This is a genomic window from Ferruginibacter sp. HRS2-29, assembly GCF_024343615.1.
In the GTDB taxonomy this organism is placed as follows: Bacteria; Bacteroidota; Bacteroidia; order Chitinophagales; family Chitinophagaceae; genus Ferruginibacter.
In genome coordinates this window covers 84,062-98,433 of sequence record NZ_RJUB01000008.1, presented here as the reverse complement: position 1 = coordinate 98,433, position 14,372 = coordinate 84,062, and the positions used below count along the sequence as shown (strand labels likewise).

Sequence of the window (14,372 nt, the reverse complement as noted above, 5' to 3'; positions counted from 1 at the left end):
GGGTCCCATTTATGGATTCTTTCAGCCATTGCATCTAATCCATCAACCAGGCGCCGGGTTTTGAAATTCATTCTTTAATTTTTAAAACCTATTATCATGAACTCTGAATACATTCTGAAAGCGGATGTACTTGATATCATATTCGAAAATCGTAATAAGACCTACGGTGCATATGCATTGCGCAAGTTTTACCACGAACGTTTATATAAAGCGATCGGCGTTACCATGGCAATGGCTCTGGCCGTGACAGCACTTACTTTTTTGCCCAAGGGTAATATGAACAACGGCAAGCCTGTGGATATGGAAACTACCGTGTTGACATTGGCCAGGGATGAGCCCCATGACAAGCCGTTGGAACCTAAGAAACCCGAACAACCGAAAGTGGATCAGCCCAAACCGAAAGATATTCAGCCGGTAAGGTCTGAACAGTTCACGGACAACGTAGTAATCACAAAAGATGAAAAGCACGTGGACAAAATATCCAGCCTCGACAGCGCTGTCATCAGTGATGTAACCAATAGGGATCCCAATGCCGGAACAAAACAGACCGTAGGCGTACCAAGCACGCCAAAGCCCGGCGATGGTGGTGGTGAAGGAAAAGAAACAGTGATGGTTGTAGATAAGGAAACACCTAGGCCCACTGCTGATATCATGCCTGAATTTCCTGGCGGGATCCCGGCACTGCGTAAGTTTCTTGAAAAGAACCTGCAGAACCCGGAAGACCTGGAAGAAGGCCAGAGCGTATCGGTAAAAGTTAAATTTGTGGTAGGATATGACGGCAGGCTTAAAGGGTTTGAGACTACCCAGGACGGCGGCAAAGCCTTTAATAATGAGGTGATAAGGGTATTGAAAAAAATGCCGGACTGGATCCCGGGGAAAGCCAGCGGCCAAAATGTGTCCGTTTATTATGTAATTCCAGTGCAGTTTACAAGCCTGCAGTAATCACATAAATATTTATTAGTAAATTGCTGATTCAAAAAAAGTGTATGGCATTAGAAGAATTTGAAAAAGACCCGATGAGCGAACGCCACAAAGGCTACCTGAGGATGCGGAGCATCATGGATTATGGAATGGGGTTATTATGGATCGGGATGGGCGTTTATATGCTTTTCAATGAATACTTCAATGGTGGCCTGGTGGATCGTTTTGATGGGGTATGGCTGAAAGTCTTTGGCGGTATCTGTTTGCTGTACGGAGGTTTCAGGATATACAGGGGGTACAAAAAAAACTATTTAAGGGAACGATGAAAAAGCTGACAGAGTGGGGGATTGCGGCAGCGTTCATCACTATATTCATAGCATCCTGTAAAGAGGATAAAGAGATCACGCATGCCGATGATACACCTGCAAGCGGTACGATCAACATCAGTGTGGATGAATCGTTCAGGCCGGTGATAGACGAGCAGATCGCCATGTACGAGACCTCTAATCCCGGAACAAAGATCATTGCGCATTACAAACCCGAAGCGGATTGTTTCAGGGATCTGTTTTATGATACTTCCAATAGGCTGGTGATCGTTACGCGGAGGCTTACCCCGCGTGAAGACAGGTTCCTGATCGACTCTCTGAATTACATACCCGGTTCGAGCGCCATTGCTTCGGATGCCGTGGCGATATTGGTAAATGCGGCCAGCAATGATACCTTATTTACCATGAAACGCTTGCAGGAACAGCTCAGGGGCAGGATTAACAGGCAGCAGACGATGGTTTTTGATGGGCTCAAAGCTACCAGCACGGTACGGTTCATAACCGATTCTGTACTGAAAAGCGGCACTTTTGACACATCAGTAGTGAAGGCGGCAAAAAATAGCGAAGACGTGATTGAGTATGTGGCCACGCACGAAAACGCGATAGGCCTGGTAGGCATAAACTGGATCGGCAACCCCGAAATCCCGCAACAGGTGGAAATGCTGAAAAAAGTAAAGATCGCCTATGTGCAATGTGATGTATGTAAAGATACACCTTACGTAAAACCAATGCAGCAAAGCATCCTGACACACAGGTACCCTTTGGTACGTGGTTTGTATTACGTGATAAAAGAGAATTATAAAGGACTTGGATCGGGCTTCACAGCTTTTTTAAGATACGAAAGAGGGCAGTTGATTTTCAGGCGGGCATACCTAGGTCCGATCATGGATTTTGATGTTCGAAACGTAAAAGTTAATGAAAAGATTCCCAAGGACAGGTGAAGCATTAACAGTTTATTATAAGTTTTTTTTACATTGCAAAAGTCTATCAACAAAATCACACACATGAAGAAATTTAAAACGGGTATTTTTTTCCTTGCAGCTTTACTTTTTGCTAATACTATAATGGCTCAAAGTCTTGATGAAGGAAAGAAATTTATGTATTACGAAAGGTTCAAGAGTGCAAAAGACGTTTTTCAGAAATTAGTTACCGCAAACCCTAATGATGAAGAAGCTATTTATTGGCTGGGCCAGGCAGAGATCGGTCTTGAGGATGTGGCTGGCGCAAAAGCGTTATATCAGCAAAAACTTTCTACCATGACCAATAGTGCACTGCTGTATGCAGGGATCGGCCACGTGGAATTGCTGGAAGGCAAAACTGCCGAAGCACGCCAGCATTTTGAAATGGCTGTGAACATGAGCAAAGGCCAGAGCATCCCGGTATTGAATGCCGTGGGTTTTGCCAATGGTAATCCCGACAGTAAAAATGGTGATGCTGCTTATGCGATCGAGAAATTGAAACAAGCTACCCAGATCAAAAAATTCAAGGATCCTGAAGTTTTGGCCAACCTTGGTGATGCTTACCGCAAGTTCGCTGATGGCGGAAATGCGATCCAGTCTTATAACGCCGCATTGGCCATCGATCCCAGGTATGCCAGGGCTATATACCGTTCAGGACGTGTATACCAGACCCAGGGTGTAGGACAGGAGCCGCTTTACATGGAATATTATAATAAAGCTATCACTACCGATCCTAAATATGCCCCGGTATACAACACATTATTCGCTTATTACTACGAAACCAATGTGGCCAAAAGTGCGGAATACCTGGAAAAATATCTCGCTAATTCCGACGATGACCCCAAAGCATGTTCTTACAGGGCTTCAATGTTGTATGCCCAGGCATTGTTTGCCGAAGCGGTTAAAAAAGCTGACGAATGTATCACCGCGGAAGGAGCAAATCCTTACGTAAACCTTTACAAGATCAAATCTTTCGCATATAACAGGTTGAAAGATTCCATCAACGCGAAAGCAGCCTTTGAAGAATATTTCAAACGTCAGGATCCGGCAAAAGTAGAAGGTGGTGATTATTCAGCCTATGCCAGCCTGTTGTTGAAATTTCCGGGCAATGAAGCAAAAGTTGCGGAGTTGACAGAAAAAGCGATCACTCTTGATACATTACCGGCCAACAAAGCGGCGTATGCGAAATCACTTGCACAGGCATATGAAGCTCAAAAAAATACAGCCGAAGCTGCAAAATGGTACGGGAAAGTAATTGAGTACAAGAAAAATTATACCAACGTAGATCTGTTTAATGCCGGATATGCTTATTACAGCGCTAATTTACCGGATTCATCCAACAGGTATTTCACACTATATACAGAGAAATATCCTGCTGATATTCTTGGTTATTATATGTTGGGTAATGCGGCAGCATTGATTGATTCTACAGGTGCACAAGGCCTGGCAGTACCTTTCTACCAGAAAGTAGTGGAAATAGGCGAAGCTGATCCTACGAAGCCTAATGCTAAAACAAGGCTGATGAATGCCTATAAGTTCTTTGTTGGTTATTATTACAATGCCAAAAAAGACCAGGCAACAGCTCTTACTTATGTTGACAAAGCGTTAACGCTTGATCCTACAGATGCGAACATGATCTCCAATAAGGAATTCATCAGCAAAAATGATCCGAATGCTCCAAGAAGGCCGGCTGCTCCTCCAAGAACGCCTACTCCTCCGAGGACGCCTGCAAAGACAAACAGGTAAGTATATCGTTGATAAATAACAATTTTATAATATGAAAGTCCCGCAATCCATTGCGGGACTTTTTATATGACTAAAATATTACAATGGCTATTGTATATTGGGTTCGCTATCTTATTTTTGCGTAAATCATACACATCGCACTATGGATTTTTTCTTTCTACAGGTACAAGCCCAGAATAGCGCAGAAAATTACTTTCCGATAGTTATACAGATACTGTTTGCCATCGGGCTGCTTACGCTGATGATCTTCGGGTCGGATTTGTTGGGGCCAAAAAGAAAAACAGCCGATAAACTCCAGAACTTCGAGAGTGGTATCGAAATCAAAGGCAATGCCCGCCAGCCCATCGCCATCAAATATTTCCTGGTAGCAATCCTCTTTGTATTATTCGACGTGGAAGTGATCTTTTTCTATCCTTACGCTATCAATTTCAGGGCGTTGAAATGGGAAGGGTTCCTTGCAGTAGTTTTATTTGTCAGCTCTTTTTTGGCAGGTTTCATATATATATTCAAGAAAGGAGCGTTAAAGTGGGAAGAATAGTAATTTTTGGTTGACCCTTTGCAGCTGTTGAGAGAAAAATTGAAGGCCGGTTTCCGGTCAAAAACGTTATCAAATCTGAATTATGGCACGTCCGGTACAATATAATAATACAATAAAATTTGAAGGTATACCTGAAGGGTATATGGGAGAGGGTTTCATGGCTACCAATTTCGAAAAAGTAGTTGGCCTTGCCCGTAAAAATTCCATCTGGCCTTTGCCATTCGCTACCAGCTGCTGCGGTATTGAGTTCATGGCAACCATGGCCAGCCACTACGATCTTGCCCGTTTCGGCTCCGAAAGGGTTGGTTTCTCCCCCCGCCAGTGCGATCTGCTGATGGTTATGGGAACCATCGCAAAAAAAATGGGGCCTATCGTAAAGCAGGTTTACCTGCAGATGGCCGAACCACGCTGGGTGATGGCAGTAGGCGCCTGTGCCAGCAGCGGTGGGATATTTGATACCTATTCTGTTTTGCAGGGTATCGACCAGGTAGTACCGGTGGATGTTTATGTACCGGGTTGCCCTCCGAGGCCGGAAGCGATCCTCGATGGCTTCATGAAAATTCAGGAACTGGTACACAACGAAAGCCTGCGCAGAAGGCACAGCGATCGGTACAAAGACCTGCTGGGCAGTTACGGAATACAGTAATAGCAACAGCCGGCAGGTTTTGCAACAGAATACGACTTATAACTTTTGACTTATACAAACTATGTCGTTAAACAACGAAACAGTACAGCAAAAATTAACAGAGAAATTTGGCGACCAATTGACTGATTGGAGCGAACCTTACGGGATGCTTACTTTTACGGCCCCAAAAGATCAAAACCTCAAGATATTACAATTCCTTTTTGATGATGATGCCCTGAAATTCAGGTTCCTTACAGATTTGCAGGCTGTTCACTATCCTGACAGCAAAGGCGCCGAACTGGCCGTAGTTTATCATTTGCACAACCTCACAGACAATATTCGTATACGTTTCAAAGTATTTACAGATATCAAAACGCCGGATGTATTCAGCGCTACGGCATTGTACCAGTCGGCTAATTTCATGGAAAGGGAAACCTACGATTTTTACGGAGTGAATTTTGTCGGCCATCCCAATCTCATTCGCGTGCTGAACGTGGATGAAATGGATTACTTCCCGATGAGGAAAGAATTTCCGCTGGAAGATCAGACCAGGATCGATAAGGATGATGAAATGTTTGGCCGTGGCGGTATGCAGGGCTTCGGAACAGAGAAAGTAGCCGGTGAAGCAACCATTGCGGAAGATCAGAAAACGGAAACCGAAAGAGAAGAAGAAATTTAATGAAACGGGCTGCCTGGAAATGGATACAAACAATCCTGATCTGTACGGCAGTCATTTTAGTAATACTTTTCTGCATGGTGATGATCGGGCAATTCAATCGTGCATAAAAAAAAGGCTTATTAATAAGCGTTGAAAAAATAAATTTAATGTCAGTACAACACGATCATATCTTATTACCGGAAGGTTCACTGGAAAAGCAGACCACTACGCTTAACCTCGGGCCCACACACCCGGCAACGCATGGCGTATTTCAGAATATCCTGGAACTGGATGGTGAAAGGATCATGAAGGCTACTTCCACTGTGGGGTATATCCACAGGGCTTTTGAGAAGATTGCCGAACGCAGGCCATTGTACCAGATCACCCCGCTTACAGACAGGTTGAATTATTGTTCGTCTCCCATCAACAATATGGGGTGGCACCTCACCTGCGAAAAATTACTGGGAGTGAAAACGCCGAAACGCGTGGATTACATGCGCATCATCATCATGGAACTTGCCCGCATCAGCGACCATCTTATCTGCAACTCGATCGTAGGGGTGGATAGCGGCGCTTATTCCGGCTTCCTTTACCTCATGCAGTTCCGTGAGCTGATTTACGAAATTTATGAAGAGATCTGTGGTTCACGCCTTACTACCAATATTGGCCGTATCGGCGGTTTCGAAAGAAATTTTACCGCAGTAGCCTGGGAAAAACTGGATAAGTTCCTGGATGAAAAAACAGGTTATCCTGCACAGCTGAGAGAATTTGAAAAACTATTTACCCGCAACAGGATATTCATGGAACGCACGATCGGTTGTGGTCCTATATCTGCCGAAAGGGCGATGAATTATGGCTTTACAGGGCCTAACCTTCGCGCTGCCGGCGTGGATTACGATGTGCGTGTACACTCACCTTACAGTAGCTACGAAGATTTCGACTTTACCATACCTGTCGGAAAAACCGGCGATTGTTACGATCGGTTCCTGGTGCGCAATGAAGAAATGTGGCAGAGCCTTAGCATCATTAAACAGGCTTACGCGAAAGTGAAAGAATTCAAGGGGGCCGAAGCCGAGATATACCATGCCGATGTTCCGGCATATTATCTTCCGGAAAAGAAAGATGTGTATACGAAGATGGAAGCGCTGATCTATCATTTCAAGATCATCATGGGTGAAGCCGAAATGCCGGTGGGTGAAGTGTATAATTCTGTAGAAGGCGCCAATGGCGAATTAGGTTTTTACCTCATCAGCGATGGGGGAAGAACGCCGTACAGGCTGCATTTCCGCAGGCCTTGTTTCATTTATTACCAGGCATATCCCGAGTTGATACAGGGTGGAATGCTGAGTGACGCGGTGATAACAATGAGTAGCCTGAACCTGATAGCAGGAGAGTTAGATGCATAATCAATTACGAATTACGAATTAAGAATTACCAATATGGATGTTCAATTTTCACAGGAGAAATTAAATAAGGTCAACGAGATCATCAGCCGTTATCCCGAAGGGAAACAGAAGAGCGCTTTGCTGCCGGTATTGCATCTGGCACAGACCGAATTTGGCGGATGGCTGGATGTGCCGGTGATGGATTATGTGGCGGGCCTGCTGAGCATCGAACCGATTGAAGTATATGAAGTGGCGAGTTTTTACAGCATGTACAACCTCAAGCCTGTTGGCAAATATATGTTTGAGGTATGCCAGACGGGTCCTTGCATGTTGAACGGCAGCGACGACATCATCGATTATATCAAGCAGAAACTCAACATCAAAGTGGGTGAAACCACTGCCGATGGTTTGTTTACATTGAAAACGGTGGAGTGCCTCGGCGCCTGCGGTTATGCCCCGATGATGCAGATGGGCAAAACCTATCGTGAGCATCTTACCAAAGAAAAAGTGGATGCGATTATTGACGAATGCAGAACTAAAGCAAACTGATGAAAGCAATACTGATCATAGCATTTCTGGGATTGAGCGTATACACCATGGGCCAATCGAAGAACGAACGTACCGCATTGGCGAACGCAAAGCTTTTGGAAGCCACCGTTTTTGGCACAAAGGACAGCGCAACGTTGGAGAAATTATTTGCTTCAAAAGTGCATTACGAACATTCGCATGGGCAGGTGCAGACAAGGGAACAGGCGATCAGCGGGATTGTGAAAAATAAATCTGTTTATGTGATATCGACAGAGCCATCACCTTACAAAGTTGAAACCATCGGCGATTCAATTTTTGTGAACAAACCATTCAGGGCGATAGAAAAAAAAGCGAACGGAACTGAATCGGCGCTTGATTTTACCGTAACAACCGTTTGGTTCAAAGAAGGCGGGGCATTGAAAATGAGCCGCAGGAAAGCAACCATTATAAAACAAAACTAAATTGATCTATTATGAAATTAATGACAGTAATTATTGCCGGTGTTGTATTATGTATGAGTTCATGCGGCGAGTCAGCTACCAAAAGTGAGAGTACGAATAAAGATTCAGTAACCACCATGAAGTCAGCTTCAGATTCAAATGTGATTGCAGCGGCAGTAGATACCACGACTGCAGCTAAACCAGCTAACCTCACAGGAACCTACAAAACTTCTTACCCGGAAGGTTATGACAGTTATGAGATCATGTTGCACAGCGACAGCACGTACATGTATACTGCAAAATATCATGGCGATAAAGCAAGGACGGTTAAATTAAGTGGCAAATTCACCTTCACCACACCGGGTACTATTACACTGGGCAATGCCAAAAACGAACCTGCTGATTACCTGGTAAAAGAAAATGAACTTATACAGGTAAATAAAGATCCAAAATCAGAAGTGGTAATCACATTGACAAAAGAAAAGTAAGATCACATCATAAGAAGAGATCGATGAGTATAAAATTATTATTAGATAAGGCACATGTTCCGGGCATTCGCGGCTTTGAAGTTTATCGTCGCGAAGGCGGTTACCGCAGCGTGGAGAAAGCCCTGAAGATGCAGCCGGCGGATATCGTGGAAGAAGTGAAAAAAAGCGGTCTCCGTGGCCGTGGAGGTGCAGGTTTCCCTACCGGGATGAAATGGAGCTTCATTGCAAAACCGGAAGGCGTTCCTCGTCACCTGGTGTGCAATGCTGATGAAAGCGAGCCCGGTACATTCAAAGATCGTTACCTGATGGAATTCATTCCGCACTTGCTGATCGAAGGAATGATCGTGTCATCGTTCGCGTTAGGAAGCAATACAAGTTATATCTACATCCGTGGTGAATATGATTGGGTGTCCGACATCCTGGAAGAAGCCATTGCGGAAGCAAGGAAAAATGGTTTTCTCGGAAAAAATATCCAGGGCTCCGGTTTCGATTGCGAAATGTATGTACATCGCGGAGCGGGAGCTTATATCTGTGGCGAAGAAACCGCGTTGATCGAAAGCCTCGAAGGCAAACGTGGTAATCCACGCATCAAACCTCCATTTCCTGCTATACAGGGCGTGTGGGCAAGGCCGACCGTGGTGAACAATGTGGAAACACTGGCAGCAGTAGTTCCCATCCTGAATATGGGTGGCGAAGAATATGCGAAGATCGGTGTTGGAAAAAGTACCGGGACAAAATTGATCTCTGCCTGTGGCAATATCAATAAACCTGGTATTTACGAAATCGACATGACCATTTCTGTTGAAGAGTTCATCTTCAGCGATGAATATTGCGGCGGTATCCCTAACGGCAAAAGGTTGAAAGCCTGCATTCCCGGCGGATCATCCGTTCCGATCCTGCCAGCGAACCTTTTGCTGACAACCGCCAAGGGCGAAAAAAGATTGATGAACTACGAAAGCCTGAGTGATGGCGGTTTTGCAACCGGCACCATGATGGGGTCTGGTGGTTTCATCGTGTTGGATGAAGATCAGTGCGTGGTAAAACATACTTACACACTGGCACGTTTCTATCGCCACGAAAGCTGTGGACAATGCAGCCCGTGCCGCGAAGGAACAGGCTGGATGGAAAAAATATTGAAGAGCATCGAAGAAGGGAAAGGCAAGATGAGTGATATCGACCTGCTGTGGGATATTCAGCGCAGGATCGAAGGAAATACCATTTGTCCGCTCGGAGATGCGGCTGCATGGCCGGTTGCTGCAGCTATCAGGCATTTCAGGGATGAATTTGAATGGCATGTGAATAATCCTGAATTAAGCCAGAAAGAGAATTATGGGTTACGTCATTACGCAGATGAACTACATGTGCCGGTAACCGCTTAAAACAACTACAAAGGCACTAATATACAAGGCAATACTAAGTTTATTCTTCGCGCCTTCGTGTCTTAGTGATTAAGAAAAAATATTATGGCTGAAGAAGTAAAAGCAGCGCCGCCTGCAACATTTAAAGTCACCATCGATAACATAACCATCGATGTAAAGCCTGGTACATCCATCCTTAATGCTGCAAGGCAAATAGGTGGTGATGTTACGCCCCCGGCAATGTGTTATTACAGCAAGCTCGAAGGTAGCGGTGGTAAATGCCGTACCTGTCTGGTGGAAGTTGCCGCAGGCTCTACAGCGGACCCAAGGCCGATGCCAAAGCTGGTAGCCAGCTGCCGCACCAACGTGATGGATGGCATGATCGTAAAGAACATGACCAGTGAAAAAGTGCCGGATGCAAGGGCAGGTGTGGTAGAATTTCTTTTATTGAATCATCCGTTGGATTGCCCGATCTGCGATCAGGCAGGTGAGTGCCATTTGCAGGATCTTGGATATGATCATGGTAAAGCCGGCACCCGTTACCAGTTTTCCCGCCGCACATTCGCCCGTGAAGATATCGGGCCTTATATCCAGCTGCACATGACACGTTGCATCCTCTGCTACCGTTGTACGTATGTGGCAGACCAGATCACCGACAAACGTGTTCACGGTATCGTTGACCGTGGTGATCACGCGGCTATCTCTACTTATATTTCCAAAGCGATCGATAATGATTTCAGCGGCAACATGATCGATGTTTGCCCGGTAGGCGCTTTGACCGATAAGACTTTCCGCTTCAAAAACAGGGTATGGTTTACCAAGCCTGTAGACGCTCATCGCAATTGTGAAAACCCGAAATGCTGTGGCAAAGCCACTCTTTGGCTGCGTGGTGATGAAGTGTTCAGGGTTACTGCACGCAAAGACGAATGGGGCGAAGTGCAGAGTTATGATGGTAAAGTAGGCTGGATCTGCAATACCTGCCGTTTTGATAAAAAAGAAACCAAAGACTGGACGATCGAAGGGGTGACCAACATCAGCAGGCATTCTGTGATCGGGGCCAATAAATACAAAGTATTGGATGTGCCTGGAGAAACCGTGAGCAAAGTAATGGGTGGAAGAGCGCCGAAATTGCTGATGGATATTCACAATGTGAGCGGAGTGAATAATCCTGATATTGATCTGAGCGACTTACAAAGGCCGGCTCATTCCGGGGATTTCAAAAAGGACCCGGAGCCCGGACTGGAATCGAAAAACTGATCCGCAGAATCAACGTTTAATTATTTGTAGCAAAAAATATAATGACAACAACTTTTTTACTTATTGACCTTCCAATGATACTCGAAAAATTCGTGTTGATATTGGTAGTAGTAATGGCTTCTCTCGGCATCGCGATGTACACCACATTTGCCGAAAGAAAAGTAGCGGCCATTTTGCAGGACCGGCGGGGGCCCAACAGGGCCGGGCCTTTCGGGATATTACAGCCGCTGGCTGATGGTATGAAATTGTTTTTTAAGGAAGAGATCATTCCGAATTTTTCTTCCAAAGCTTTATTCGTACTTGGCCCCGGACTGGCGATGCTTACTGCTATCATGACAAGCGCCGTTATTCCATGGGGAGATAAAGTACATTTTTTCAATCGTGATATTTCTTTACAGATCGCCGATATCAACATCGGTATTCTCTACATCTTCGGCGTACTCAGTCTTGGTGTGTATGGTATCATGATCGGAAGCTGGGCAAGTAATAATAAATTCTCTTTGCTCGGTGGTTTGCGTGCGGCATCACAGATCATCAGCTATGAATTGGCAATGGGTATTTCACTCATTGCTTTATTGATGATAACGGGAACGCTTAGCCTGAAAGAAATGGTCGTACAACAACAAAACGGCTACTGGAATGTTGTTTTGCAGCCACTGGGCTTTCTCATTTTCCTCATTTGTTCATTTGCAGAATGTAACCGTACACCATTCGATCTTCCGGAAGCGGAAAATGAACTGATCGGTGGTTACCATACAGAATACTCTTCAATGAAACTTGGTTTCTATCTTTTCTCCGAATATATCAATATGTTCATCAGCAGCGTGGTGATGTCTACCCTGTTCTTCGGCGGATACGATGTTCCTTTCTTCGATGAAGCGGCACACGCCGACTGGGGCAACTGGCTCGCATTGATAGGAATTGCGGCACTCATGTTCAAAGCGGTTTGTTTCATCTTCCTGTTCATGTGGGTACGCTGGACGATCCCGAGATTCCGTTACGATCAGCTGATGCACCTGGGGTGGAGGATATTGATACCGCTGGCATTGTTCAATATGCTGGTAACAGGTGGAGTGATCTTATATTTCTTTAATAAGTAAAAGCGCAAATAGATATTTTTGCAAACTTTAATAATATGCAGGCACTAACAAACAGGGTAAAAGAAGTAGACCGGAAGCCATTGAGCTTTATGGAGAAGATGTACCTTCCCGCGATCCTGAAAGGGATGTTCATCACGTTCAGCCATATCTTCAAGAAGAAGCCTACCATCAATTACCCCGAGAAAAAACGTCCGTTCAGCCCTGTTTTCAGGGGAATGCAGATATTGAACCGCGATGAAGAAGGACGCGAAAATTGTACGGCATGCGGATTGTGCGCCGTTGCTTGCCCTGCTGAAGCCATTACCATGGAAGCGGCAGAAAGGCAACCAGGCGAAGAACATTTATACCGTGAAGAAAAATATGCTGCGAAATACGAGATCAACATGTTGCGCTGTATCTTCTGCGGATTGTGCGAAGAGGCTTGTCCGAAAGACGCCATCTACCTGAGCGAATCTTTTGCTCCGGCAGATTACCAGCGCAAGCAATTCGTATACAATAAAAGCGAATTACTGATCCCGAACCCTAAGGAAGATCCGGAAGCATATAAAAAAGCATTGGGCAACAGGGCAAAACCAACCACTAACGCATAAGACCAACAATAAAGGATGAATACTCAGATCATATTTATTTTACTTTCCCTAATGGCCATCGGAAGCGCAGTGATGATGCTGGCAAGCAAGAATCCTGTAAAAAGCATCCTGTGGCTGATCGTGGTTTTCTTTGCGATCTCAGGGCATTATATTTTGCTGAACGCACAGTTCCTGGCGGTGGTGAACATCATCGTATACGCAGGTGCCATCATGGTACTCTTTTTATTCGTGGTGATGCTGATGAACCTGAACGCGGAGACGGAACCCGTAAAAAATTACCGGTTACAATTTATCGGCGTGATATCAGGCGGAAGCCTGCTGCTGATCCTGCTTACTTTCCTGATGAGAACACCTGTGGCTCAGCCCGTGCAGATGAAAGTAGGAGAAAGCGGATTGATCGGAAAACTTGGTATGACGCTATTCCAGAATTATGTATTGCCGTTCGAGATCAGCAGTGTGCTGTTCCTGAGTGCAATGGTTGGCGCAGTGATCATTGGTAAAAGAAATTAATCAGTCATTATGAATAGAAGGAAGATTTTCATCGCGATCCTTATGATCTTTTTTGCCAGTTCTTTTGCTACGCAAAGTTTTGCCCAGGTAAAACTGGAAGACCTGAAGGATCTTGATCTTAGCTCTATATTAGGAAAGACAAAATTGTTGAAAGTAAAAAAAGGGTTCAGCCCGGTATTCAGCCTTGGTAATTACCAGATCAATACCGTTGGTCTGCTGGGTGAAAAATTGAAAGGAGTAAGCATACTTGGCGAAATTCTGGATACCAAAGGAATTGATAAGATCATGGGTATGTACAAAACCTACAAGACAGGTTTGGTGGTGTATAAAATATTATCAAGTGCGGGAACCATAGTTGCCGTAGTAGGAGCCATCAAAGGTTTCAGCAATTCTGAAAAATTTGATGATGCCACGGTAAAGAAAATGCTGTACCCTGCATTGGCGGGCGTGGCTACCGGGGTGCTCACAAAAGTATTGACCAAAGCCGCTTCTTATAAAGCGGTAGACATATTCAACGGAGTTGTAAGAAATAAAGTAAAAGATATTTTATCGATCAGGCCGGCTTCAGAAACACTGGGACTAGGCCTATATGTGAAACTGTAAATTATGGATATAAAAGCATACATCGCATTATCGCTCACCTTGTTTACCACCGGTATCATCGGGGTATTGGTGCGCCGCAATGCCATCATCGTTTTCATGTGTGTGGAGCTGATGCTGAATGCAGTGAACCTGTTATTGGTAGCATTCTCAAAGATGCACGCTGTAAGCCCTGCCGCGAAAGCGTCATTGACTTACGCCAGTGATGCACAGATATTCGTGTTCTTCATCATGATAGTGGCCGCCGCAGAAGTAAGTGTGGGACTGGCGATCATTGTAATGATGTACCGCAATACGCATTCGATTGATGTCAATTTTTTAAATCGCTTAAAGAACTAACAAC

Annotated in this window: 18 protein-coding genes; all 18 read left to right on the top strand. The window is 44.9% G+C overall.

Annotation, left to right across the window (positions count from 1 at the left end; all coding sequences use genetic code 11):
• Window positions 1-96: 96 nt before the first annotated feature.
• Window positions 97-942, top strand: coding sequence for an energy transducer TonB (locus EGI32_RS04795; RefSeq protein ID WP_255154236.1), 846 nt, complete (start codon window positions 97-99; stop codon window positions 940-942).
• 44 nt (window positions 943-986) lie between these two features.
• Window positions 987-1,247 (top strand): hypothetical protein, encoded by a 261-nt coding sequence (locus EGI32_RS04790; RefSeq protein WP_255154235.1) that lies wholly within the window; start codon window positions 987-989, stop codon window positions 1,245-1,247.
• The gene (locus tag EGI32_RS04785) at window positions 1,244-2,188 is read left to right on the top strand and encodes a PstS family phosphate ABC transporter substrate-binding protein (RefSeq protein WP_255154234.1); all 945 of its coding nucleotides are present in this window, start codon (window positions 1,244-1,246) and stop codon (window positions 2,186-2,188) included. The genes EGI32_RS04790 and EGI32_RS04785 overlap by 4 nt, the downstream gene beginning before the upstream one ends.
• A gap of 63 nt (window positions 2,189-2,251) precedes the next feature.
• Window positions 2,252-3,952, top strand: a complete 1,701-nt coding sequence (locus EGI32_RS04780; RefSeq protein WP_255154233.1) for a hypothetical protein — start codon at window positions 2,252-2,254, stop codon at window positions 3,950-3,952.
• A gap of 142 nt (window positions 3,953-4,094) precedes the next feature.
• Window positions 4,095-4,490: an NADH-quinone oxidoreductase subunit A gene (locus EGI32_RS04775; protein WP_255154232.1), complete on the top strand. Its 396-nt coding sequence runs from the start codon at window positions 4,095-4,097 to the stop codon at window positions 4,488-4,490.
• A gap of 82 nt (window positions 4,491-4,572) precedes the next feature.
• A complete protein-coding gene (locus tag EGI32_RS04770; protein WP_255154231.1) occupies window positions 4,573-5,136 on the top strand; it encodes an NADH-quinone oxidoreductase subunit B in 564 nt (187 codons plus the stop codon).
• Window positions 5,137-5,197: 61 nt separating this feature from the next.
• Window positions 5,198-5,794, top strand: coding sequence for an NADH-quinone oxidoreductase subunit C (locus tag EGI32_RS04765; RefSeq protein ID WP_255154230.1), 597 nt, complete (start codon window positions 5,198-5,200; stop codon window positions 5,792-5,794).
• A 146-nt stretch (window positions 5,795-5,940) separates the two neighbouring features.
• The gene (locus EGI32_RS04760; RefSeq protein WP_255154229.1) at window positions 5,941-7,179 is read left to right on the top strand and encodes an NADH-quinone oxidoreductase subunit D; all 1,239 of its coding nucleotides are present in this window, start codon (window positions 5,941-5,943) and stop codon (window positions 7,177-7,179) included.
• A 33-nt stretch (window positions 7,180-7,212) separates the two neighbouring features.
• On the top strand, window positions 7,213-7,707 hold the full coding sequence (nuoE, locus tag EGI32_RS04755; RefSeq protein ID WP_255154228.1) for an NAD(P)H-dependent oxidoreductase subunit E: 495 nt from the start codon (window positions 7,213-7,215) through the stop codon (window positions 7,705-7,707).
• Window positions 7,707-8,147 (top strand): nuclear transport factor 2 family protein, encoded by a 441-nt coding sequence (locus EGI32_RS04750; RefSeq protein WP_255154227.1) that lies wholly within the window; start codon window positions 7,707-7,709, stop codon window positions 8,145-8,147. The genes nuoE and EGI32_RS04750 overlap by 1 nt, the downstream gene beginning before the upstream one ends.
• Window positions 8,148-8,158: 11 nt before the next feature.
• Complete coding sequence (locus EGI32_RS04745; protein ID WP_255154226.1) at window positions 8,159-8,614, top strand: copper resistance protein NlpE N-terminal domain-containing protein; 456 nt, start codon at window positions 8,159-8,161, stop codon at window positions 8,612-8,614.
• 23 nt (window positions 8,615-8,637) lie between these two features.
• Entirely contained in the window at window positions 8,638-9,993 is a 1,356-nt protein-coding gene (nuoF, locus tag EGI32_RS04740) for an NADH-quinone oxidoreductase subunit NuoF (protein ID WP_255154225.1), read from the top strand.
• Between the two features lie 84 nt (window positions 9,994-10,077).
• On the top strand, window positions 10,078-11,229 hold the full coding sequence (locus tag EGI32_RS04735; protein ID WP_255154224.1) for a 2Fe-2S iron-sulfur cluster-binding protein: 1,152 nt from the start codon (window positions 10,078-10,080) through the stop codon (window positions 11,227-11,229).
• Between the two features lie 41 nt (window positions 11,230-11,270).
• Window positions 11,271-12,329, top strand: coding sequence for an NADH-quinone oxidoreductase subunit NuoH (gene nuoH, locus EGI32_RS04730; protein WP_255154223.1), 1,059 nt, complete (start codon window positions 11,271-11,273; stop codon window positions 12,327-12,329).
• A gap of 35 nt (window positions 12,330-12,364) precedes the next feature.
• Complete coding sequence (gene nuoI / locus EGI32_RS04725; RefSeq protein WP_255154222.1) at window positions 12,365-12,919, top strand: NADH-quinone oxidoreductase subunit NuoI; 555 nt, start codon at window positions 12,365-12,367, stop codon at window positions 12,917-12,919.
• Between the two features lie 15 nt (window positions 12,920-12,934).
• Window positions 12,935-13,429, top strand: a complete 495-nt coding sequence (locus tag EGI32_RS04720; RefSeq protein ID WP_255154221.1) for an NADH-quinone oxidoreductase subunit J — start codon at window positions 12,935-12,937, stop codon at window positions 13,427-13,429.
• A gap of 9 nt (window positions 13,430-13,438) precedes the next feature.
• Complete coding sequence (locus EGI32_RS04715; protein WP_255154220.1) at window positions 13,439-14,032, top strand: hypothetical protein; 594 nt, start codon at window positions 13,439-13,441, stop codon at window positions 14,030-14,032.
• Window positions 14,033-14,035: 3 nt separating this feature from the next.
• On the top strand, window positions 14,036-14,368 hold the full coding sequence (nuoK, locus tag EGI32_RS04710; RefSeq protein ID WP_255154219.1) for an NADH-quinone oxidoreductase subunit NuoK: 333 nt from the start codon (window positions 14,036-14,038) through the stop codon (window positions 14,366-14,368).
• Window positions 14,369-14,372 lie beyond the last annotated feature (4 nt).